General features: G+C 59.6%; 25 protein-coding genes and 1 pseudogene. 21 read left to right on the top strand and 5 right to left on the bottom strand.

What is annotated here, in order from left to right; genetic code table 11:
- Positions 1–2: 2 nt before the first annotated feature.
- The 18 genes from KGB07_RS19435 (at position 3) to queC (ending at position 17,294) form a co-directional block, all read left to right on the top strand.
- The gene (locus KGB07_RS19435) at positions 3–257 is read left to right on the top strand and encodes an acyl carrier protein (RefSeq protein ID WP_008025124.1); all 255 of its coding nucleotides are present in this window, start codon (positions 3–5) and stop codon (positions 255–257) included.
- Entirely contained in the window at positions 254–799 is a 546-nt protein-coding gene (locus tag KGB07_RS19430; RefSeq protein ID WP_223466302.1) for a hypothetical protein, read from the top strand. Before KGB07_RS19435 ends, KGB07_RS19430 begins: the two co-directional genes overlap by 4 nt.
- Positions 796–2,475, top strand: a complete 1,680-nt coding sequence (locus KGB07_RS19425) for an acyl-CoA synthetase family protein (protein ID WP_223466301.1) — start codon at positions 796–798, stop codon at positions 2,473–2,475. Before KGB07_RS19430 ends, KGB07_RS19425 begins: the two co-directional genes overlap by 4 nt.
- Positions 2,468–3,202 carry a glycosyltransferase family 2 protein gene (locus tag KGB07_RS19420; protein WP_046039699.1) on the top strand — a complete coding sequence of 245 codons (735 nt, stop codon included), beginning with the start codon at positions 2,468–2,470 and terminating at the stop codon, positions 3,200–3,202. The genes KGB07_RS19425 and KGB07_RS19420 overlap by 8 nt, the downstream gene beginning before the upstream one ends.
- Entirely contained in the window at positions 3,199–4,140 is a 942-nt protein-coding gene (locus KGB07_RS19415) for a glycosyl transferase (RefSeq protein WP_223466300.1), read from the top strand. The genes KGB07_RS19420 and KGB07_RS19415 overlap by 4 nt, the downstream gene beginning before the upstream one ends.
- The gene (gene hutH / locus KGB07_RS19410; RefSeq protein WP_046039694.1) at positions 4,121–5,665 is read left to right on the top strand and encodes a histidine ammonia-lyase; all 1,545 of its coding nucleotides are present in this window, start codon (positions 4,121–4,123) and stop codon (positions 5,663–5,665) included. The genes KGB07_RS19415 and hutH overlap by 20 nt, the downstream gene beginning before the upstream one ends.
- The gene (locus KGB07_RS19405; RefSeq protein ID WP_046039692.1) at positions 5,658–6,083 is read left to right on the top strand and encodes an acyl-CoA thioesterase; all 426 of its coding nucleotides are present in this window, start codon (positions 5,658–5,660) and stop codon (positions 6,081–6,083) included. Before hutH ends, KGB07_RS19405 begins: the two co-directional genes overlap by 8 nt.
- Positions 6,080–6,682, top strand: coding sequence for an outer membrane lipoprotein carrier protein LolA (locus KGB07_RS19400; protein ID WP_046039690.1), 603 nt, complete (start codon positions 6,080–6,082; stop codon positions 6,680–6,682). The genes KGB07_RS19405 and KGB07_RS19400 overlap by 4 nt, the downstream gene beginning before the upstream one ends.
- Complete coding sequence (locus KGB07_RS19395; RefSeq protein WP_046039689.1) at positions 6,666–9,005, top strand: MMPL family transporter; 2,340 nt, start codon at positions 6,666–6,668, stop codon at positions 9,003–9,005. Before KGB07_RS19400 ends, KGB07_RS19395 begins: the two co-directional genes overlap by 17 nt.
- Positions 9,002–10,162, top strand: a complete 1,161-nt coding sequence (locus KGB07_RS19390; protein ID WP_223466299.1) for a sodium:proton antiporter — start codon at positions 9,002–9,004, stop codon at positions 10,160–10,162. The genes KGB07_RS19395 and KGB07_RS19390 overlap by 4 nt, the downstream gene beginning before the upstream one ends.
- A complete protein-coding gene (locus KGB07_RS19385; protein ID WP_223466297.1) occupies positions 10,149–11,396 on the top strand; it encodes an NAD(P)/FAD-dependent oxidoreductase in 1,248 nt (415 codons plus the stop codon). The genes KGB07_RS19390 and KGB07_RS19385 overlap by 14 nt, the downstream gene beginning before the upstream one ends.
- Complete coding sequence (locus tag KGB07_RS19380) at positions 11,393–12,118, top strand: class I SAM-dependent methyltransferase (protein WP_223466295.1); 726 nt, start codon at positions 11,393–11,395, stop codon at positions 12,116–12,118. Before KGB07_RS19385 ends, KGB07_RS19380 begins: the two co-directional genes overlap by 4 nt.
- Positions 12,118–12,735, top strand: a complete 618-nt coding sequence (locus KGB07_RS19375; protein ID WP_080925291.1) for a hypothetical protein — start codon at positions 12,118–12,120, stop codon at positions 12,733–12,735. Before KGB07_RS19380 ends, KGB07_RS19375 begins: the two co-directional genes overlap by 1 nt.
- Positions 12,732–13,928 (top strand): beta-ketoacyl-[acyl-carrier-protein] synthase family protein, encoded by a 1,197-nt coding sequence (locus KGB07_RS19370; RefSeq protein WP_223466293.1) that lies wholly within the window; start codon positions 12,732–12,734, stop codon positions 13,926–13,928. Before KGB07_RS19375 ends, KGB07_RS19370 begins: the two co-directional genes overlap by 4 nt.
- Positions 13,925–14,386 (top strand): hotdog family protein, encoded by a 462-nt coding sequence (locus tag KGB07_RS19365; protein ID WP_046039683.1) that lies wholly within the window; start codon positions 13,925–13,927, stop codon positions 14,384–14,386. Before KGB07_RS19370 ends, KGB07_RS19365 begins: the two co-directional genes overlap by 4 nt.
- Positions 14,383–15,111 (top strand): 3-oxoacyl-ACP reductase FabG, encoded by a 729-nt coding sequence (fabG, locus tag KGB07_RS19360; protein ID WP_223466292.1) that lies wholly within the window; start codon positions 14,383–14,385, stop codon positions 15,109–15,111. The genes KGB07_RS19365 and fabG overlap by 4 nt, the downstream gene beginning before the upstream one ends.
- Complete coding sequence (locus tag KGB07_RS19355) at positions 15,111–16,337, top strand: beta-ketoacyl-ACP synthase (protein ID WP_223466291.1); 1,227 nt, start codon at positions 15,111–15,113, stop codon at positions 16,335–16,337. Before fabG ends, KGB07_RS19355 begins: the two co-directional genes overlap by 1 nt.
- A gap of 261 nt (positions 16,338–16,598) precedes the next feature.
- Complete coding sequence (gene queC, locus KGB07_RS19350) at positions 16,599–17,294, top strand: 7-cyano-7-deazaguanine synthase QueC (RefSeq protein WP_223466290.1); 696 nt, start codon at positions 16,599–16,601, stop codon at positions 17,292–17,294.
- A 51-nt stretch (positions 17,295–17,345) separates the two neighbouring features.
- On the opposite strand, the gene KGB07_RS19345 is transcribed toward queC, so the two are convergent.
- Positions 17,346–18,218, bottom strand: coding sequence for a queuosine precursor transporter (locus tag KGB07_RS19345; protein WP_223466289.1), 873 nt, complete (start codon positions 18,216–18,218; stop codon positions 17,346–17,348).
- Positions 18,211–18,807, bottom strand: a complete 597-nt coding sequence (locus KGB07_RS19340; protein ID WP_223466288.1) for a helix-turn-helix transcriptional regulator — start codon at positions 18,805–18,807, stop codon at positions 18,211–18,213. The genes KGB07_RS19345 and KGB07_RS19340 overlap by 8 nt, the downstream gene beginning before the upstream one ends.
- Before the next feature lie 449 nt (positions 18,808–19,256).
- On the opposite strand from KGB07_RS19340, the gene KGB07_RS19335 reads away from it, so the two are divergent.
- Both KGB07_RS19335 and KGB07_RS19330 read left to right on the top strand, forming a co-directional pair.
- Positions 19,257–19,604 (top strand): DUF6124 family protein, encoded by a 348-nt coding sequence (locus KGB07_RS19335; RefSeq protein ID WP_223466287.1) that lies wholly within the window; start codon positions 19,257–19,259, stop codon positions 19,602–19,604.
- A gap of 70 nt (positions 19,605–19,674) precedes the next feature.
- Positions 19,675–19,929 carry a hypothetical protein gene (locus KGB07_RS19330; protein ID WP_223466286.1) on the top strand — a complete coding sequence of 85 codons (255 nt, stop codon included), beginning with the start codon at positions 19,675–19,677 and terminating at the stop codon, positions 19,927–19,929.
- A 110-nt stretch (positions 19,930–20,039) separates the two neighbouring features.
- Here KGB07_RS19330 and KGB07_RS19325 read toward each other — a convergent pair whose 3' ends face one another.
- From KGB07_RS19325 to KGB07_RS19315, 3 genes are all read right to left on the bottom strand, one after another.
- Positions 20,040–20,327, bottom strand: a complete 288-nt coding sequence (locus tag KGB07_RS19325) for an addiction module antidote protein (protein ID WP_223466285.1) — start codon at positions 20,325–20,327, stop codon at positions 20,040–20,042.
- Positions 20,324–20,629, bottom strand: a complete 306-nt coding sequence (locus KGB07_RS19320) for a type II toxin-antitoxin system RelE/ParE family toxin (protein ID WP_218475880.1) — start codon at positions 20,627–20,629, stop codon at positions 20,324–20,326. The genes KGB07_RS19325 and KGB07_RS19320 overlap by 4 nt, the downstream gene beginning before the upstream one ends.
- Before the next feature lie 89 nt (positions 20,630–20,718).
- A complete protein-coding gene (locus tag KGB07_RS19315; protein ID WP_223466284.1) occupies positions 20,719–21,621 on the bottom strand; it encodes a LysR family transcriptional regulator in 903 nt (300 codons plus the stop codon).
- Between the two features lie 73 nt (positions 21,622–21,694).
- On the opposite strand from KGB07_RS19315, the pseudogene KGB07_RS19310 reads away from it, so the two are divergent.
- A pseudogene (locus KGB07_RS19310) lies at positions 21,695–22,339 on the top strand (MFS transporter); the annotation flags it as partial.
- Positions 22,340–22,467: the final 128 nt, after the last annotated feature.

The following is a 22,467-nucleotide window of genomic DNA, read 5'->3' as shown; positions in this document are numbered from 1 at the left end:
CCATGCAAACTCGTGACGACATTTTCAACACCCTGCGCGATGCCTTGGTCGAGCTCTTCGAACTGGACCCGGAGCGTGTGAGCCTGGATTCCAACCTGTATCAGGACCTGGAAATCGACAGCATTGACGCGGTCGACCTGATTGATCACATCAAACGTCAGACCGGCAAGAAAATCGCCGCCGAAGAATTCAAATCGGTGCGTACCGTCAGTGACGTGGTCGAGGCGGTCTACCGTCTGGTTCAACCGGCCGCATGAATCGACTGATTGGCCTCGGCCTGCTGCTGGCAGGCCTTTTGTATCCCTTTGCGGTGTATTTCGGCATGGAGCATTTCGCCCCGTGGCAGTTCGGGCTGCTGCTGGGTGGGCTGTGGCTGGCCCGGGCGCTGACCGGCAAACGACGGCCGGGCAGCCTGTGGATGGCCACGGCGGCCATTGTGTTCTGTCTGTTGCTGGCGCTGTTCGACAGCCCGGCGCTGTTGCGCTGGTATCCGGTGTTGATCAGCAGCTTCATGCTGGTGCTGTTTGGATCGAGCCTGACATTCGGCCCACCGATCGTTGAACGCCTGGCCCGGGTGCGCGAACCGCAATTGCCGGCCGAGGGCATTCGCTATACCCGTCAGGTGACCATCGCCTGGAGCGTTTTTTTTCTATGCAACGGTTTGTGTGCCGCCGCCCTGACCCTCTGGGCGCCGCTGAGCTGGTGGACGTTGTACACCGGCCTGATTTCCTACGGATTGATAGGCCTGATGTTTGCCATTGAATGGCTCATACGACAAAGGGTACGAGGCCGCCCATGAATTGGATAAAACTTGAGCACCTGCTGCTCAAGGCTCAGCCGGAACGCGCCGTAACGACCACTCCGGCACTGGATCACGCTCGACTGTGCGAACAGGCGCTGCGCCTGGCCGCCGGCCTGCAAGCCCGGGGTGTGCGGCAGATGGCTGTGCACCTCGAGGATGCCGCCGACCTGGCGACTGCCCTGTTCGGCGCCTGGCGTGCCGGGGTCAGCGTGCTGCTGCCGTCTGACCTGCAACCCCAGACCCGCCAACGCTGGTCAGGTGAAGTTGATCTGTGGCTGAGCGATCAGCCCGACGATGCGCACCTTGGCGACCTCCAACAGCTGCCGCTCAGTCCCGCCGCGCTGGACCTGGATAACTGCCAACTCAGCCTGTGCACCTCCGGCTCCAGTGGCGAACCCAAGCGCATCGAAAAAAACCTGCGCCAACTGGCCAATGAAGTCGAAGCCCTGGAACAGCTGTGGGGCGCCGACCTGGGCCCGGCGTGCATCATTGGCAGCGTCGCCACCCAGCACATCTACGGCCTGCTGTTTCGGGTGCTGTGGCCGCTGTGCGCCGGGCGCCCGTTCGTACGTCGGCAGTTGGCCTTTCCGGAAGACCTGCAACGCACCAGCCGCGAGTACCCGGCTTTCGCCTGGGTGGCCAGCCCGGCGCTGCTCAAGCGTATGAGCGACAATCTCGACTGGCCGGCCTTGAGCTCTGTACGCCGGGTGTTTTCCTCCGGCGGCGCATTACCGGTCGAGGCCGCACAGAGCCTGCACGAGCGTCTGGGGCAATGGCCAACGGAAATCTTCGGCAGTTCGGAAACCGGCGGCATCGCCTGGCGTCAGGGCGCGGAACTCTGGCAGCCCTTTGCCGATGTCACGCTGACCCAAGACAGTGAGGGTGCGCTGCTGATCGCTTCGCCGTATTTGCCCAATGGCCATGTCGAACACACTGCCGATGCTGCGCGCATCGCCATCGATGGTCGCTTCGAGTTGCTTGGGCGACTGGACCGGATCGTCAAACTGGAAGAAAAACGCATCTCGCTGCCGATGCTGGAACAAGCGCTGACGGCCCATGAATGGATCATCGAAGCGCGGCTCGGTGTCGTTCAGGAAAACCGCGCCTCCCTGGGGGCATTGCTGGTGCTGAGCGAGGCCGGTTTGCATGTGCTGCGCAATCAGGGTCGACGCAGCCTCACCGAGCAATTGCGCCAGCACCTGAGCCAACACTGCGAAGCCCTGGCCCTGCCAAGACGCTGGCGCCTGCTGCGACAACTGCCGCTGAACACTCAAGGCAAATTGCCCCAGGCCGACGTCGACGCCCTGCTGCTGGCACCGCGCCCCAAAGCGCCCGAGGTGCTGGAGCAAGTCGAAAGCAATGGCGAGTGGAGCCTGCAACTGGCCGTGCCACCGGACCTGGCCTATTTCAGCGGGCATTTCCCCAAGGCGCCGGTGTTGCCTGGCGTGGTGCAGGTGGACTGGGCGCTGAGCCTGGGCCAGCAACTGATGAACCTGCCGAAAAAATTCGCCGGCATGGAAGTCTTGAAGTTCCAGCAACTGGTGCGTCCGGGGGATGAGATCCAGCTGCACTTGCGCTTCGATCCGGCGCGCGGCAAATTGTATTTCGCCTATCGCAACGAAACCGCCACCTGCTCAAGCGGGCGGGTCTTGCTGGAGGCGGCGCATGCATAGCCCCTGCGCCATCGTCCCGGTGTACAACCATGAAACTGCCATCACCACGGTGGTCGATGCGCTGATCGCCAGCCATCTGCCGTGCATCCTGGTGGACGATGCCAGCAGCCCGCGCTGCGCCCGGGTGCTGGATCGCCTGGCCCAACGTGACATGGTTTACCTGATCCGCCTCGCCGAAAACCAGGGCAAGGGTGGCGCGGTCATGACCGGCTTGCGCGAAGCTTCGCGCCTGGGTTTCAGCCATGCCTTGCAGGTGGATGCCGATGGCCAGCACGACTTGCAGGACGTCAAACGCTTCATCGAACAATCGCGCCGCTACCCACAATCGGTGATTTGCGGTTATCCGCAATACGACGCCAGCGTGCCGAAGGGCCGTTTGTATGCGCGCTACCTGACTCACGTCATGGTCTGGATCAACACCCTGTCGTTGCAGATTCGCGACTCCATGTGCGGTTTCCGGGTTTACCCATTGCCGCCAGTCCTGGCATTGATCGAATCAGCGAAAATCGGCAAGCGCATGGACTTCGACTCGGACATTCTGGTGCGTCTGGCCTGGCGCAATCAGCCGATGCAATGGCTGCAAACCAAAGTCCATTACCCGCTGGATGGCGTTTCGCATTTTCGGATGTTCCACGACAACGTGCTGATTTCCAGCATGCACACGCGGCTGTTCTTCGGCATGTTGCTGCGTACGCCAGTGATCCTCTGGCGACGGTGGCGGGCATGAGCGCAGACAAGCAGCACTGGGCCGACCGCGAAGAACGGGGCAGCTTCTGGCTGATGAAGCTCACCGCGTTCGGCGCCAAAGTGCTGGGCCGTCGAGTACTGAGCCCAGTGTTGTACGGCATCGTGCTGTACTTTTTCCTGTTCGGTCGCAGCGCTCGACACAGTGCCTGGCAATACCAGCAACGCCTGACCGACTGGAGCGGGCGCAGCGAATTGCGCCCGAGCCATTGGCGGGTGTTCGGCCAGTTCATGGCTTTCGCCGATTCCATGCTCGACAAACTCGACGTCTGGAACGGCAAGCTGAGCATCGAACAAATCGAGATCATCGACCCGGCGCTGCTGCGCGACCAGTTGCGCGGTACCCGCGGGCAGATGCTGGTGGGCGCACACCTGGGCAATCTGGAAGTCTGCCGCGCACTGGCGGAGATCGGCGAGAAGGTCACGATGAACGTGCTGGTGCATACCAAGCACGCTGAACAGTTCAACCGTTTGCTGGGCGAAGCCGGGGCGACCAATTTGCGCCTGATCCAGGTCAGCGAACTCGACCCCGGGATCATGCTGCAACTGAGCGAGCGCCTGGAGCGCGGCGAGTGGCTGGCGATTGCCGGCGACCGCGTGCCCTTGCATGGCGGACGCTGCGCGACCGTGGACTTCCTCGGTCATCCGGCCAGGCTCCCCCAGGGCCCGTGGCTGTTGGCCGGCCTGCTGAAATGCCCGGTCAACCTGCTGCTGTGCCTGAAAAAGCCCGACGGCGACTATCGACTGACCATTGAACCCTTCGCTGAGGCAATCACCTGGAAGCGCAGCGACCGCGAACAGGTCATTCATCAGTGGGCCTCCCGCTACGCCGAACGCGTGGGTCACTATTGCCTCGAAGCGCCCCAACAATGGTTCAACTTTTACCCTTTCTGGAAGACCGATGACGACGCCAACGCTTGAGCCGGTAACCTTCGGCGAACGCCCTTTGCGCATTGAAGACGTGCTGGCACTGGCCAACCGCAAGGTGCCGACGCAGTTGCAAAGCGATCCCGCCTACCGCGAGCGCATCGCCAAGGGCGCGCGTTTTCTCGACTCGCTGCTGGACAAGGAAGGCGTGATCTACGGCGTGACCACCGGTTACGGCGATTCCTGCGTGGTCGCGGTGCCGCTGCATCACGTCGAGGCGCTGCCCCGTCACCTGTACACCTTCCACGGCTGTGGCCTGGGCAAACTGCTCGACGCCCAGGCCACCCGCTCGGTACTGGCGGCGCGCTTACAGTCGTTGTGCCACGGTGTTTCCGGGGTGCGCGTGGAGTTGCTGGAGCGCCTGCAGGCGTTTCTTGAACACGACATCCTGCCGTTGATTCCGGAAGAAGGTTCGGTGGGCGCCAGTGGTGACCTGACGCCGCTTTCGTATGTGGCCGCCACGCTGTCCGGCGAGCGCGAGGTGATGTTCCGTGGCGAGCGCCGGCAGGCTGCCGATGTGCACCGTGAACTCGGCTGGCAACCGCTGGTGTTGCGTCCGAAAGAAGCCCTGGCATTGATGAACGGCACCGCTGTGATGACCGGTCTGGCTTGCCTGGCGTACGCACGCGCCGATTACCTGCTGCATCTGGCCACGCGCATCACCGCGCTGAACGTGGTCGCCCTGCAAGGCAACCCGGAGCACTTCGACGAGCGCCTGTTCGCCGCCAAGCCACACCCGGGGCAGATGCAGGTCGCCGCGTGGTTGCGCCAGGATCTGGCCATCGACGCGCCGACCGCACCGCTGCATCGCCTGCAAGACCGCTACTCCCTGCGCTGCGCGCCCCATGTGCTGGGCGTGCTGGCCGACAGCCTGAACTGGCTGCGCTCGTTCATCGAAATCGAGCTCAACAGCGCCAACGACAACCCGATCATCGACGCCGAAGCCGAGCGCGTACTGCACGGCGGGCACTTCTATGGCGGCCACATCGCGTTCGCCATGGACAGCCTGAAAAACCTCGTGGCCAACGTCGCCGACCTGCTGGATCGGCAACTCGCGCTGCTGGTGGACGAGCGCTACAACCATGGCTTGCCGAGCAACCTGTCGGGCGCCACGGCCGACCGCGCCATGCTCAACCACGGCTTCAAGGCGGTGCAGATCGGCACCAGTGCCTGGACCGCCGAAGCGCTGAAAAACACCATGCCGGCCAGCGTCTTCTCGCGCTCCACCGAATGCCATAACCAGGACAAGGTGAGCATGGGCACCATCGCCGCCCGGGATGCGATCCGCGTGCTGGAACTCACCGAACAGGTGGCCGCAGCCACGCTGCTGGCGGCCAATCAGGGCGTCTGGCTGCGCGGCCAGGCCGAAGATGCACGACCACTGCCACCCGCATTGGCCGCCATGCATGAAGCCTTGGCCAAGGACTTCCCACCGGTCATCGAAGACCGCGCGCTGGAAGGCGAATTGCGCCTGTGCCTGCAACGCATCGCCGAACAACACTGGAGGCTGCATGCGTAGCAAGGGATTTCTCTACACCGACACGGAAATCGTCGTACCGTTCTTTGATGTCGACAGCATGCACGTGGTCTGGCACGGCCATTACGTCAAATACCTGGAAGTCGCCCGCTGTGCGCTGCTGGACAAGATCGGCCACAACTACACGGCGATGAACGAATCCGGCTATGCCTGGCCGGTGATCGACCTGCAATTGCGCTACGTGCGCGGCGCGGTGTTCGGCCAGACACTCAACGTGCGCGCCAACCTGGTGGAGTGGGAGAACCGCTTGAAGATCAACTACCTGATCAGCGACCTGCAAACCGGTGAGCGCCTGACCCGGGGCATGTCGGTACAGGTGGCCGTCGACATCGCCAGCCGCGAGATGCAACTGGTTTCACCGACAGTGTTCACCGACGCTGTGGCGAGGGTGCTGGCATGAAGTCGATCTTCAGATGCCTCGCTGCTCTGGCGCTGCTCGGGCTCTCTTCAGTGGCCAGCGCCTTCGACCTGCAACAACTCAGCGATCAATTGGCCCGGCCCGAGGTGATCCACGGCAGTTTCATCCAGGAAAAACACCTGCGCGCCCTGCCCCGGCCGCTGACCAGCAAGGGCACATTCGTGCTGGCAAAAAACCACGGCCTGTTATGGCTGCTGAAAACGCCGTTACAACAGGACTATCGCATCACCGCCAAAGGCATTGCCCGGCGTGATGGCATTGTTTGGCAAATGCTGCCGGGCAAAAGCGCCGGTGCCGAGCAGAACCGTTTGTTCCTCGCCGTGCTGCAAGGTGACAGCAGTGGCCTGCAACGGGATTTCGAGCTGTCCCTGAGCGGCGATGCGCAGAACTGGAAGCTCACGCTGCTGCCGCGCTCGATGCTGCTCAAGCAGGTGTTCAACCAGATCAACATTACCGGCGCAGAACTGGTGCACAGCATCGAACTGCTCGAAACCCAGGGCGACAGTACGTTGTTGCGCATGCAGGACAGCACCAGCACCCAACCGTTGAGCGACGCGGAGCAACATGACTTTGCCGAGTGAACGGTGGTTGCCACGGCTGTTTCTGCTCCTGCTGCTGGCAGTACTGGCGCTCGCCGGTTGGCAATGGCGTGACGCCGCGCCGCTGTCGGCCAACCTGATGGACCTGGTGCCCGGCACAGCGCCCGATGCCCTGGAACTGCGCGCCGAACAACGCATGCAAGAACCGCTGAACCGCGAAATGCTGGTGCTGGTCGGCCACAGCGATCGCCAGCGGGCCGTCGCCATGGCGCAGACACTCGGCGAGCAATGGCAAGCCAGCGGCTTGTTCGAAAAGGTCCAGTGGACCCTGCAAGCCGACTTGCCGGCACTGCGCACGCAATTGCTGCAAGGTCGCCTGGCGATGCTCCAGGCGGCGGACCGACAACTGCTGATCGAGCACCCCGACACCTTTATCCAGCAACGGGTTCAGGCGTTGTTCGACCCGTTCAACGGTTACAGCCTGGTGCCAGGCCAGGACGACTGGCTGGGCCTGACCGGGCGCATCCAGAACAGCCAGCCGCAACGCGGCTCGGTGCAACTGGACATCGGCAGCGGCGCCCTGGTCGCCGATGCCGATGGCAAGAGCTGGGTGCTGCTGCGCGCGCGCACCACCGGCAACGCCTTCGACATGAACCTGCCGCTGCAAGTGGCCGACCTGCTCGAGCACAGCCGCGAAGTAGCCGCCCGGCACGACGTGCAACTGCTCGCCGCCAGCGGCCTGTTGTACGCAGCCAGCGGGCAGCAGCAGGCCGCCCGGGAGATGACCTGGGTCGGTGGCGGTGCCACCGTGGGGATTTTGCTGTTGCTGCTGTTGGCCTTCCGGCGCTGGCGCGTCTTGTTGGCGTTCGTGCCGGTGCTGGTCGGGATGCTCTTCGGAGCGGTGGCCTGCGTGGCGTTGTTCGGCCATATGCACGTGATGACCCTGGTGCTGGGTTCGAGCCTGATCGGTGTTGCCGTCGATTACCCGCTGCACTACCTGTCCAAGAGTTGGAGCCTGAAACCCTGGCACAGCTGGCCAGCCCTGCGCATGACCTTGCCCGGATTGACCCTGAGCCTGATCACCAGCGGCATCGGTTATCTGGCCCTGGCCTGGACACCCTTCCCGGCGCTGACCCAGATTGCCGCATTCTCTGCCGCCGGTTTGCTCGGCGCCTATCTGTCCGCCGTGTGCCTGCTGCCGGCATTGCTCAAGGGCGTAGACCTGCGCCCGGCGCAGTGGCCATTGCGCATGTGCGAGCTTTTGCTGGACTGTCGTGAAGCGCTGCTCAAACAGCTGAAAACGCCTGTCTTGCTGGCGCTGCTGATCGCCTTTTGTGTAGGCGGCCTGTTGCAACTGGGCAGCAAAAACGACATCCGCCAGTGGATCAGCGCACCGCAACAGTTGACCGACGAAGCCCGGACCATTGCCCAGATCACCGGCTATCAACCCACCAGCCAGTTCTTCCTGATACGCGCCGCCAATCAGCAGCAGTTGCTCGAACGCCAGACCGCCCTGAGAGAGCGGCTGGATCAATTGATAGGCCTGGAAAAGCTCCAGGGTTATCTGTCGCTCAATCAACTGGTCAGCCCGCCGAACGAACAGCAACAGGTGCGCAACGCGCTGAGCAAACTGCCGTCGTTCTGGCAACCCTTGCTCGACATCGGCGTACCGGCCGAGGCGCTGCAAGCCGAGCTGACGAAGCTACAGGCATTGCCGACCGTGGACATCGACGCAGCGCTCAGCGGCCCGTTGGCAGAACCCTACCGGCCGCTGTGGCTGGGGCCGACTGATGACGGCGTGGCGGCGATGGTCAGCCTGCAAGGCATCAACAACCCGGCCCTGCTGCGGCTCCAGGGTGAGGATTTACCCGGCGTGACACTGGTGGATCGACTGGGTGAATTGAACAACGTCTTCGCGGCCACCCAAATCAGTGCCGCGGAACTGAAACTCGCCTCCTGTGTGTTGATCGTGCTGGTACTGATCCTGCCATTCGGCCTCGGCGGCGCGTTGCGTATCGTGTCCCTGCCCCTGCTGGCGGCGTTGTGCAGCCTGGCCAGCCTCGGCTGGCTGGGGCAGCCGTTGACCCTGTTCAGCCTGTTCGGCCTGCTGCTGGTGACGGCGATCAGTGTCGACTACGCGATCCTGATGCGCGAACAGGTCGGCGGCGCGGCCGTGAGCCTGCTGGGCACCCTGTTGGCGGCGTTGACCACCTGGCTGTCGTTCGGCCTGCTGGCGGTGTCGAGCACCCCGGCGGTGAGCAACTTCGGTCTGTCGGTGAGCCTCGGCCTGATCTTCAGCTTCCTGCTTGCACCGTGGGCCGGTCGCCAGGTGCATGAGCCCACGGCCATGGAGCGGGCAACATGATGGTCGTTCTGTTCTGGGCGATGGCGCTGGTGTTGTTCGCCTTTGCGACCCGCTTCGGCCGGCATTTTGGCCTGATTCCCATCGTCAGCCAGTTGTTGCTGGCGACCCTCGGCTTGCCGCTGTTGATGTATTTCTGGATCGAGCCCCAATGGCAATTGAGCGGTGCGCTGCTGGTATCGCCGGGCTGGCTGAAGAACCTCTACAGCCTGAGCTTTGCCCTGTTGCTGGGCTACATCCTCAGCGATGTGATCGACCTGCAACTGGATCGCCAAAGCCTGAAAATCGCCCTGCCCAGCTTTTGCATTCCGTTTGCCTGCGGCCTCGCCACCGCCGTCTGGTTGTTGCCGCCGCAACCGTGGATCAGCTCGCTGGCCGTCGGCCTGTTGTTCGCTATCACCGCGATTCCGGTGTTGTACCTGTACCTGCGGCACATCGATTACCCGCCCGCCGCCACCCGGCGACTGGTGCAAACCGCGATCCTCATCGACCTCGCCTGCTGGACGCTGTTCGGCATCGCCCAGGGCAGCCTGCACCTGAGCAGCCTGTTGCTGCCCCTGGCTGGCGCGTGCCTGCCGGTGCTGCTGCGGTTGCTCGGTTTGCGCCAGACATGGCTCTACAGCCTGTGCTTTTTCGCCCTGCTGGTCGTCGCCGAACACTTCAAGCTCAACGCGCTGATTTTCGGCATCGGCTATGTGTTGATCATGGCCGCGCTGAAAGCCCCGCTGGTCCTGCCGCTGCCGGCCGTGTGGATGGGCCGCTTGCAGACGTACATCGCCATCCCGCTGATCCTCACGTTCGGCATCGTGCAGATCAACGTGCACAGCGCGATGGACAGCCTCGGCTGGGTGCAACTGCTCGCCCTGCTGCTGTTGCCGATGCTGAGCAAACTGCTGGGTAACTGGCTCGGCCTCGGCTGGGCCGGGGCCTCGTTCCAAGGCGCCAGCCGCTGGCGGGAAAGTGTGCTGCTGAACATCCGCGGCTTGAGCGAGATCGTTTTTCTCAACCTGCTGCTGCAACAGCAACTCATCAGCCCGCCGCTGTACTTTGGCCTGATGCTCATGGGCCTGATCGCTACACTGCTACCAGCCCTGACCGGCATGCACCGAATCCCCCTGAAAGCCGCTGTCCCGGCAAGGAGCCCCCATGCCAACCGTTGAAATGGAATGTCGTCAGGTCGTGGTCATCGGCGCCGGTCCATCCGGTGCCATCGCCGCCGCGCTGCTCAAGCGCAAGGGACACGATGTGCTGGTGATCGAGCGTCAGCATTTTCCACGGTTTTCCATCGGTGAAAGCCTGTTGGCCCATTGCCTGGATTTCGTCGAAGAAGCGGGCATGCTCGACGCCGTCAACGCCGCCGGCTTCCAGCTGAAAACCGGTGCTGCGTTTGCCTGGGGCGAGCGCTACAGCGCGTTCGATTTCGGCGAGACGTTCAGCCACGGCAAATCGACGACCTTTCAAGTCCAGCGCGCCGATTTCGATAAGCTGCTGGCCGATCAGGCCGCGCTGCAAGGCGTGGATATCCGCTATGGCGAAACCATCGTCAGCGTCGACATTTCCCCCGGAAAACCGCAGCTCGGCGTGCGCCGCGAAGACGGTAGCGAGTATCGCGTCGAGGCCGGCTTCCTGCTCGATGCCAGTGGTTACGGCCGCGTACTGCCGCGCATGCTCGACCTCGAGGCGCCGTCGAACTTCCCGGTGCGTCAGGCCGTGTTCACTCACGTCGAAGACCGTATCGACCTCCCGGCCTTCGACCGCAGCAAGATCCTGGTGACCACTCATCCGACCCAGCGCGACGTGTGGTTCTGGACCATCCCGTTCAGCAACGGGCGCTGCTCGGTCGGCGTGGTCGCCGCAGAAGAGCGTTTCGCCGGCCGCAGCGACAATCTGGACGAGTGCCTGCGCAGCTTTATCGCCGAGACGCCAAGCCTGGCCAGCGTGTTGCAAAATGCGCAGTGGGACACCGAAGCCCGAACCATCGGCGGTTACTCGGCCAACGTCAAAACCTTGCACGGCCCGGGCTTCGCGCTGCTGGGCAATGCCGCGGAATTCCTCGACCCGGTGTTTTCCTCCGGCGTGACCATCGCCATGCGTTCGGCGAGCATGGCCGCCGGCGTGTTGCACCGTCAGCTGCAAGGCGAAGCCGTCGACTGGCAAACCGAGTTCGCCGAACCGCTCAAGCGCGGCGTCGACACGTTCCGTTGCTACGTCGAAGGCTGGTACGCCGGGACTTTCCAGGATGTGATTTTCCACGAGAGCAGTTCGCCGGAAATTCGCGGGATGATCAGCTCCATTCTTGCCGGATATGCCTGGGACCGCCGCAATCCGTTCGTCAGCGAAGCCAGGCGCCGGCTGAAGGCGATATCCGAATTCTGTGCCAGGGATGCGACATGAACTACTTGAGCGACAAGTACGTCGAAGAAACCCGTTTCGGTTTGTGGTTCCTGCGCAGCCAGATCTGGCAACACTATGTGCTGCGGTTGGCGATCGACGATTTGCGCAGCCTGTTCAGCGAAGCGCTGCCTGTAAGCCCGGTGTTGCTGGATGCCGGTTGCGGTCAGGGCAAGTCATTCCCGCTACTGCGCCAGGCCTTTGCGCCCGGTCGTCTGATTGGCATCGATGCTGATCCGCAGAGCCTGGACCAGAGCCGCGAAGAAGCGGCCCGCCAGGGCATGGAAGTGGAGTTGATCGGCGGCGACTGCGCCAGCCTCAACCTGCCGGACGCCAGTATCGACCTGCTGTTCTGTCACCAGACTTTCCATCATCTGGTGGAGCAGGAACAGGCACTGGCCGAGTTCTACCGCGTGCTCAAACCCGGCGGTTATCTGCTGTTCGCCGAATCCACCGAGGCTTACATTGATACTTGGGTGATCCGCTGGTTGTTCCGCCACCCGATGCACGTGCAGAAAAGCGCGGCGCAGTACCTGCAAATGATTCGCCAGCAGGGCTTCGAATTTACCGCGCAAAACGTGTCTTATCCGTACCTGTGGTGGAGTCGCGCCAAGGATTTCGGCCTGCTCGAACACTTGGGTGTGTGCAAGCCGAAACCCTTTGGCCAACGCGAAGAAACCCTGGTCAATGTGGTGGCGCGCAAACCTTTTGAAGGAACTGTGTGATGTTGATTACCCGTCGCTTGAACTGCACAACCTGTAGGAGCGAGCCTGCTCGCGATAGCGGTGGGTCAGTCAAAATGGATGTCGACTATAACGCCGCCATCGCGAGCAGGCTCGCGCCTACAGGGGTTATCGGTGCTATGCGATATCTGTTGATCGCCGCAACCCTGCTGCTGAGCGCCTGCGCCGGCCGGGCGCCGCTGCCCGTACACAATCCGGATCTGCCGCTGCCGCTGCAATTGCACATCCAGCGCGGGCAGGCCGAGGAACGCGAGGACTGGGTGCTGGTGATCCAGCGTGAAGAGGCGGGTATCCGCTGGTCGATGATGGACCTGTTGGGCATTCCCCAGGCCCGCCAGAAATTGGTCGATAAAACCTGGGAGTCAGATGGTTTATTACCGCCCAATCCGCGAGCCCGGGAGCTGTTCGCAGCGTTGCTGTTTGCGCTGACGCCGCAAGATGAACTGGCGGCCAATTATCCCGGCGCCTGGCAGCACGGCAGGCAACGGTACCTGCCCGAGCGCTGGGACATCCACTACGCACAACCGCAGAATTTTGAATTGAAGCTACCGCATGGTCCGGCCTATCAAGTCACCCCCCTGAGCGGTGAAACGCCATGACGGCTTACCTCAATGCCCTCGGATTGGTGTGCGCGCTGGGCCGCGACAAGCAGGAAGTTGCCCGCAACCTGTTTGCCGGCGACTGCGGCGGCATGCGCGAGCAAACCGGGTGGGTGCCGCAACGCACGCTGCCGGTCGGTGCGGTCCAGGGCAAACTGGCAAGCATTCCAGCCGACCTGTCGCGCCATCACAGCCGCAACAATCAGTTGTTGCTGGAGGCCACGCTGCAAATTCGCCCGGACATCGACAGCGCGATCCAGACCTACGGCCGCGACCGCATCGGTGTGGTGCTGGGCACCAGCACCTCGGGTATCGATGAGGCCAGCCAGGGCCTGGCGCATTACCTGCGCGAAAAGCAGTTCCCTGCCGAGTACGACTATCAGCAACAGGAACTCGGGGCACCGGCGAACTTCCTCGCAGAGTGGCTGCAATTGAGCGGGCCGGCCTATGTCATTTCCACAGCCTGCACCTCCAGCGCCCGGGCCTTGATGAGCGCCCAACGCCTGTTGGACCTGGGCATTTGCGACGCGGTGCTGTGTGGCGGTGTCGACACCTTGTGCAAGCTGACCCTCAACGGTTTCTCGGCGCTGGAAGCAGTCTCGGAACAGCGTTGCAATCCGTTTTCGGTGAACCGCAATGGCATCAACATTGGCGAAGCGGCGGTGCTGTTCCTGATGACCAGGCGTGCAGGCGACAGCCAACCGATTGCCTTGCTCGGCAGCGGCGCCAGTTCCGATGCGCATCACATCTCCGCCCCGGAGCCGAGTGGTCGTGGCGCCCTGCAAGCCATGCGCAAAGCCTTGGGCCGCGCCAACCTGCAACCGGAGCAGATCGCTTATCTGAACCTGCACGGCACCGCCACCCAGCATAACGACTCCATGGAAAGCCAGGCCGTGGCGACGCTGTTCCCGGCCGGCGTACCCTGTTCGTCGAGCAAACCCATGACCGGCCACACCCTCGGTGCCGCCGGGGCGCTGGAAGCGGCGTTCTGCTGGTTGAGCCTGAGCCCGGACAATCGCGAGCATGCCCTGCCGCCCCACGTCTGGGACGGACAGCCCGACCCCGAACTGCCGCCGCTGCAATGGGTGACCCCGACCACTCGCCTGACGTCCATTGCACCCCGCTACCTGATGAGCAATTCCTTTGCCTTCGGTGGCAACAACGTCAGCCTGATTATCGGAGACGCCCCATGATTGACTGGCCGCTCGCCGAACTGCTGCCCCACGCTGGCGACATGATCCTTATCGATCAGATCCTGGCGTTCGATGAAGAGCAGATTCACACGCGCCTGACCGTCAAGCCCGATGGCCTGTTCAATCTCCCCGACGGCAGCCTGCCGGCCTGGGTCGGCATCGAACTGATGGCCCAGAGCGTGGCCGCCTTCGCCGGTTGCCATGCGCGCCAGCGTGGTGATGCGGTGGAATTGGGCTTCCTGCTCGGCAGCCGAAAGTTCGAATGCAACGTCGAAAGTTTTCCGGCCGGTACCGAGTTGACCATCCACGGGATTCGCTCCCTGGAAGACGAAAACGGCATGGGCGTGTTCGAGTGCCACATCAACGCTCCCGGCATTCACGTTACCGCTCGTCTGAACGTATTCCGCCCACCCCAGGCCGCTCAATATCTCCATGAACCCGAAGGAGTCCAGTCATGACTGAATCCGTACTGGTCACCGGTTCCAGCCGTGGCATCGGCCGCGCCATCGCCTTGCGCCTGGCCCAGGCCGGGCACGACATCGTGTTGCATTGCCGCAGCGGCCTGGCGGACGCAGAAGCGGTCAAGGCTGACGTCGAGGCCTTGGGCCGTCGTGCGCGCATCCTGCAGTTCGACGTGTCCGACCGCGCCCGTTGCAAAGAAATTCTCGAAGCCGACGTGGAAACCCACGGCGCCTATTACGGCGTGGTGCTCAATGCCGGCCTGACCCGCGACGGAGCCTTTCCGGCCCTCAGCGAGGAAGACTGGGATGTGGTGATGCGCACCAATCTCGACGGTTTCTACAACGTGCTGCACCCGGTGATGATGCCGATGATCCGTCGTCGCGCCGCCGGGCGGATTGTCTGCATCACCTCGGTATCCGGGTTGATCGGTAACCGTGGTCAGGTCAACTACAGTGCCTCCAAGGCCGGGTTGATCGGCGCGGCCAAGGCATTGGCGATCGAACTGGGCAAGCGCAAAATCACCGTTAACTGTGTCGCACCCGGCCTGATCGACACAGCCATGCTCGACGAAAACGTGCCGGTGGAAGAACTGATGAAAATGATCCCCGCACAACGCATGGGCACCCCTGAAGAGGTGGCCGGCGCGGTGAATTTCCTGATGTCGGCAGAAGCTTCTTACATCACCCGGCAGGTTCTGGCCGTCAACGGAGGCCTGTGCTGATGAAGCGCGTCGTCGTCACCGGCATGGCCGGCATCACCTCACTGGGCAGCGACTGGGACACCATCGCCGGCAATTTCGCGGCCAACCGCAGCGGCATCCGCCGGATGGACGAGTGGGATCGTTTTACCGAACTCAACACGCGCCTGGCGGGCCCCATCGATGACTTCAAGGTGCCGAGCCACTGGACCCGCAAGCAACTGCGCAGCATGGGCCGGGTTTCACGGCTGGCTGTGGGCGCTGCCGAGCAAGCGTTGGCCGACGCCGGCCTGTTGGGCGACGAGTCGATCAAGGACGGGCGCATGGGCGTTGCCTGCGGCTCCTCCACCGGCAGCACCGACGAGATCAAGGCGTTCGGCAACATGCTGCTCAACTCGGTGGCCGAAGGCCTGAACGCCAACTCCTACGTGCGCATGATGCCGCACACTACGGCAGCCAATATCAGCATCTTCTTCGGCCTCACCGGCCGCCTGATTCCGACTTCCAGCGCCTGTACCAGCGGCAGCCAAGGCATCGGCTATGCCTACGAGGCCATCAAGTTCGGGCGCCTGCCACTGATGCTCGCTGGCGGTGCCGAGGAACTGTGCCCGACCGAAGCCATGGTCTTCGACGCGCTCTACGCCACCAGCCTGAAAAACGACACCCCACAACGCAGCCCGCGCCCTTACGACACCGCACGCGACGGCCTGGTGATCGGCGAAGGCGGCGGCATGCTAGTGCTCGAAGAACTGGAACACGCCCTGGCCCGCGGCGCCCACATCCATGCCGAGATCGTCGGATTCGGCAGCAACGCCGACGGCCAGCACACCACCCGTCCCGAACAAGTCACCATGCGCCGGGCCATGGAACTGGCCCTGGAAGACGCCGGGTTGAAACCGTCGGACATCGGCTATGTCAACGGCCACGGCACCGCCACTGAACAAGGCGACATCGCCGAAACCCTGGCCACCAGCAGCCTGTTCGGCGAACACATGCCGATCAGCTCGCAGAAAAGCTTCCTCGGCCACACCCTCGGCGCCTGCGGTGCACTGGAATCGTGGTTCAGCATTGAAATGATGAACCGCGACCTGTACGCCCACACCTTCAACCTCGACGAAGTCGACCCGCACTGCGGCAAGCTCGACTACCTGCGCGGCGAGTTTCGGCAGATGAGCAACCAGTACGTGATGAACAATAATTTTGCGTTTGGCGGGGTGAATACTTCGCTGATTTTCAAGCGCTGGTCTTGAGCCCCACGCGACAAATGTGGCGAGGGGGCTTGCCCCCGTTGGGTTGCGAAGCAGCCCCCTTTGGGGTCGCTGCGCGCTGGAGCGCCAGCCCGACCCCGCAAGAGCAAGCTCCCTCGCCACAAACATTGTCCCGCAATGAAATGACATAAACGGAAACCGGAGTACGTAAATTCGGAAACGTCCCACAGCCAGCGTTTGAACTTCCAAGTAGGGTCAATGCCCCCAGACACCCCGTCAGGGCATCCCAGGGAAGACCGAACCATGACAAAAAAGGCGGTTATCGTTTTTAGTGGCGGGCAAGACTCAACGACCTGCTTAATCCATGCGTTACCGAAGTACGACGAAATTCACTGCATTACGTTTGACTATGGCCAGCGCCATCGAGCGGAAATTGAAGTGGCGCAGCAGCTTGCAAATCGACTTGGCGTGACCGCTCATAAAGTATTGGACGTGTCAGTGCTCAATGAGCTGGCTATCAGCAGCCTGACACGCGACAACATCCCAGTGCCTAGCGCAAACAGCGCCGACGGCGGTGTACCAAACACCTTCGTACCAGGCAGGAATATTCTGTTTTTAACCTTGGCATGTATCTATGCCTATCAAGTACGTGCTGAAACGGTAATAACTGGTGTTTCTGAAACAGAATGCTCCGGCTACCCTGACTGTCGCAATGATTTTGTTAAGGCCTTAAACAACGCCACTGACTTGGGAATGGATTACAGCGTTCGCATCGAAGCTCCTCTTATGCGGCTAAATAAGGCAGAAACTTGGGCTTTGGCTGACCATCACGAACAACTTGGTTTGATCCGCGACCACACATTGACTTGCTATAACGGGTTAAAGGGAAGTGGTTGTGAAAACTGTGATGCTTGTAACCTTCGGGCAAATGGACTTAGTGAGTTCCTAATAAATCAAAGCGAAATCATAAAAAGCCTAAAGGCAAAAATAGACCTATAAGTACAACCTAACGCAAGGGTCGTGAGCAATCAACATCTAACGGCCCTTACGCTATTTATCGTACCCACTAGTCACATACCTTTTAAACAATGATCTTGCTCCGTAGGCCGGAAAAACATTAAATACAGCAAAGCACATCTTTACAGCTATCTGAGCAAACACAACATTGAGAATGTCGTTGCTTTGCATAACGCCATAAAACGCAATATAACAAAAAAGAAAGCTATCTATTATCACCGCAAAAAAAGTACTGAAAAAAACTCGCAGAAATAGAAACCTGGAGTTCGTCAGCTCTTTTATCTTACACAACAAGTAAGTATTTATGTATTCAGAAAAAAGAAACGACACTGAAGACGCTACTAAAACAGATGACACCTGAGCAACAATTTCAGAATATGACGCATTAAGTTTCCAATCAGGCAATTCCGGTAGATACATGACGGCATTTAGCAATAGCACAATGAAAGCGTTGCTAACAAAAGCAAATATCAACGCTCTTCTTGCCAATCTAAGCCCATATGCTTCATTCAACAAATCAATTATTAAAAACGTCAATGGATAAAGAAATACAGCAGGAGGAAGGACCAGATCAAACATCTGAAAATAAACAAGCTTTGTCGCCGCAATATTTGTAAAAACGTAAAGCGCAAGCAGGAAAACGTTGAGCGCAACATAAATCATCCATGATCGCTCATGACGATCTTGCATTTCATAGGTGGTCAATGCTGCTCCAGCCGAGTAATATTTTTTGTACAAGTCTTTAACTTCAGACTTATTCAAGTTATCTATAATTTCGCTCTTCAGCACTTCACCCAGCTTAACCTTAATGACTTTTCCAGTAGAGATAACCATAATTACAGCTAGACTTTTATTACTCTCAAAACCTAGCAACTTATACTTGCTGCTCTCACAATCACTACCCATTAAATCTTTCCTCTATTATTTCACCTACAACACGAACAACATCTGACTCAACACAACATTCAGATGTTATACGCAGCCTCTTGATCTCGGCGTCGTACACCAACTGCTCTTTACCGCAAATCGACAGCCCCTTCTTTACGATCAACAAGTCTCCCGAGTCATTTATACCGGAAATTTCATTTTCCAGAAGAACACCTATTAAATTGCAAGCCGTTCCAAAATAGTATGTCAATGGGTAAATCGTGCAGAGCTCGCCAATTCTTTTATCCAAACTCCGAATCAAATCGCTTTCCTTGATCACAGGAACAGCGGCCGGGTTCATATTCCCTTCCGGAGAAACATCACTTTCAATTATTTCTCTCTCTTCAAAATCAACAGTTTCTATCTCTTTATATGACACACCAAAAAAATCAGAAATTTTGCGAATCGTCGACTGCTGAACGTTTACAACCCGCCCTTCGAGAATGTTGTATATCGTAGTTCTGGTCAAACCACTGGAATTACACAGCGACAGCTGCGTCTCCCCACGGCTTTTTATCAAGTATTTGATATTATTTTTCAAATTTTCCGTCTTTTCTTTTTTGTACATCAACCTTACCACTCACATTTCCGATTACATCAGGTAGCCACTACGGCTTGACCGCTACCGAGGCTTTTTGTGAGAGCAGCATCCTACATAGCGAAGCACGGCACAAAAGCAAATATAAAAATACGCATGACAACCGTTAAATAATATTTCCGTCGAGATACTTCCGACATCCTAATCGGAAAATACCCACAACAATCTCTCATGGACTTAACCTACAGAAAAAACCTACACAGACAGGAAAAACCACAACACTTAAAAGCAATGCCAGACAATTCCTACACACTGCAAATTACGAATCATTTAATTGCACAAATGTTCATTTTCTTGATTAATAAATCCGAATTTTCTGGTAATACTTCCACCTGCATACCACCCGAGTCCAACTATTAAAAACTGCTGCTGAGCAGCATTGGTTTGATATTTTCTTAAACTCTGCAGGGAGTTCCATGATGAAAAAAACCACCCCCAGTCCGTCGCAATCCCCAGACCTTCCACCCGCTGACTTCGTCGAACTGTCCAAACTCTCCGAGATCACCGAACGTCTCGTCAGTGCTCGACTGCGCAACCCGGACCGCCCCGATCCCATCAGCCACGTGTTCACCATCGTCCCGAACATCGACACGGAGTCCCTGCTCTGCCATGCCTGCGAAACCCTCGCCTCGCTGAATGTCATGACCACCGATCTTGCCGGCGAACTGGAAGGCTCCCGCCGCAATGTGGCGCTGGCCATTCAGCAACTCGCGGTGCTAGGCGAGTTACTGGTAAACCGGGCGTTAGACAACCTGGACCCGCCTTAGGGATCGCCTGAAGTTCGCCAAACCGCGAGCACCCTGTGTTCGCGTTCTTACCACTGGAGGTTTTTTTGTCATGGATCGATATATGCCTATCACTGGCATCGACTGCAAAATTGCATCGTTGGTGATCGACACCCAAGCACCGCTGGACGTCTTGCACGAAACAGCGGCCTACCGCATTCGCACCGCGACTCAACTGCTGGAAAGCCTTGCGTTTGACGAAGGCATTTACAGCGAACTGGCGCGGGTGCTGGTCACTTCATTGCGTGATGGCTGCGATTTGATGGATGTCATCGGGCGACGATTGCAGAAGCAAATTTCGGTGTAGCTCGTACACCAGACACGACAAAGGGCGCCTTGCGGCGCCCCTTCACAAACAGGTCGGTTTTGTATCGGCCGAGGAGACTTACTCAGACCTGCATCGTTTTGCACAGCTACTCACGTGCTAGCGTGTAGCTTCAAACCTAGAGCCTTGATGACTTTAAGAATGGTGCCGAACTCCGGATTCCCTTCACCCGACAATGCACGGTAAAGGTTTTCCCGAGAAAGCCCCGAATCGCGGGCGACCTGAGTCATGCCGCGGGCACGTGCAATGGTCCCGAGAGCTTTGGCGATGAATGCTGGATCATCTCCCGCTTCCTCCATGCAAGCGTCCAGATAGATAGCCATGTCCTCTTCGGTCTTGAGGTACTCAGCAGAGTCCCAGCGAGTGAATTGTTCGGTCATGGGTTTTGCTCCTGCCAGGATTTCGCAATAAGCCTGGCTTGTTTGATATCACGAGGTTGGCTGCTTTTATCTCCACCACACAGGAGAATGATCAACTGACGGCCTTGTTGCATGAAGTAGATCCGATACCCAGGACCATAGTCGATTCGTGCTTCACTCAATCCATCTCCGATAGCTTTGACATCTCCAAAATGCCCGTCAGCCATGCGGTCAATCCGCACCTGAATACGCATCCTGGCGCGGCTATCGGCCAGCTTTGTTAGCCAGCCTGAAAATGTAGAACTTCGAAGGATCTCCGTCATGCGCGAAGTGTAGCGCTTGAGCTACACCCACTCAATACCGAGTTCTGATCATTCGATGTTCGGTAGTCAGAGCAAACCATCGCAGACAGTCACGCCTTCGACGGCTCAACCTTGCGCGTCAGCAACTCCACAAACGCCCGCGCCATCGCCGACTTCTGATCCTTGCGCTGCACCAGCCACACCGCTGACACCGCCGCCGGGTCCAGCAACGGCCGATAGACCACGCCGTCAATACGCATCCTCTGATAAGACGCCGGCATCACCGAGACGCCAAGACCCGCAGCCACCAACCCGATGATGGTCATCGCCTCGCCAGCCTCTTGTGCAAAATGCGGAGTGAAACCGGCATCCCGCGCCAGGCTGAGCAACTGCGCATACAGGCCACTGCCATAGCTGCGCGGAAAAAACACAAAGGGCTCAAGCGCCAGGGCTGACAGAAACAAGCCCTCTTCGCTGCCCTCTACCAATGGGTGCTTGGAGCTGAGCACCGCAACCAGCGGCTCGCGCATCAATTCGACCACACTGAGGCAATCCGGCAACACGAGCGGGCGCATGATGCCGACTTCAATCGACTCGTCTACCAGCGCATCGGCCACCTGGGTGCTGCTCATTTCCCGCAGGTTCAGGTGCACCGCCGGGAAGCGTTGGCGGAAAGAGAAAATCGCCTGGGGAATGGTCGAGTTGAAGGGTGCCGACGAGGTGAAGCCGATTTTCAGTTCACCCAACTCCCCCAGTTGCGCCCGTCGCGCGACATCTGCCGCTTTGTCGACCTGCGCCAGCACCAGCCGAGCCTCTTGCAGAAACAGCCGACCGGCCTCGCTCAGCTCGACCCGACGATTGGTACGCTCGAACAACCGCGCGCCAACCTCCTGTTCCAGCGCCTGAATTTGCTGGCTCAGCGGTGGCTGGGAGATGCCCAGCACCTGTGCGGCGCGGCCGAAGTGCAGTTCTTCGGCGACGGCGATGAAGTAGCGCAGATGACGCAATTCCATGGAAACCCCATTAGGTCGTTAAAGCTATCAAACAGGTCGAACAATATATTGGATTGAATCATTAGCCAGCTATATGCTTTTTTCATTACCTGACCGGCTGCGTCCTCCGAGGTCCCACGTGAAAACTGCTGTCGCCCCACTCGCCCATGAAGTTCCTCCCGCAGCACCGGACGCTATCGCCGCTGAGCTGGCGGAGATCTACATCGAAAAAGGCACCCCGGCGTTCATGCGCACGGTGCTGGCGTTGTTCTGCGGCGGCTTCGCGACTTTCGCCCTGCTCTATTGCGTGCAGCCGATGATGCCGCTGCTGTCCCACGAGTACTCCATCAACGCAGCGCAGAGCAGCCTGATCCTGTCTATCGCTACCGGCATGCTTGCTATCGGCCTGCTGATCACCGGCCCGATTTCCGATCGGGTCGGGCGCAAACCGGTGATGGTGGCAGCACTGTTCGCCGCTGCGCTGTGCACCATGGCCAGTGCGATGATGCCGAGCTGGCACGGTGTGCTGCTGATGCGTGCGCTGATTGGATTGTCGTTGAGCGGTCTGGCCGCGGTTGCGATGACTTACTTGAGCGAAGAGATCCACCCACAGCACATCGGCCTCGCCATGGGTTTGTACATCGGTGGCAACGCGATTGGCGGGATGAGCGGGCGCTTGATCACCGGGGTATTGATCGACTTCGTCAGCTGGCACACGGCGATGCTGGTGATCGGTGGCCGAGGGTGTCCTAGATTTTGTGTAAACGGGATTTTTATTAAACCGTTAACAGACGATCTTCGAACTGGATACTGAAGCGATTCAAGGCCGCTTTCCAGTCCCGGATCGGCATCGTCCACTTCTTGCTG

Source organism: Pseudomonas sp. GL-RE-26, assembly GCF_019956275.1.
GTDB classification, from domain to species: domain Bacteria; phylum Pseudomonadota; class Gammaproteobacteria; order Pseudomonadales; family Pseudomonadaceae; genus Aquipseudomonas; species Aquipseudomonas grandcourensis.
Note: the sequence above shows the minus strand (reverse complement) of the source record. Positions and strands in the feature narration are given on the sequence as shown.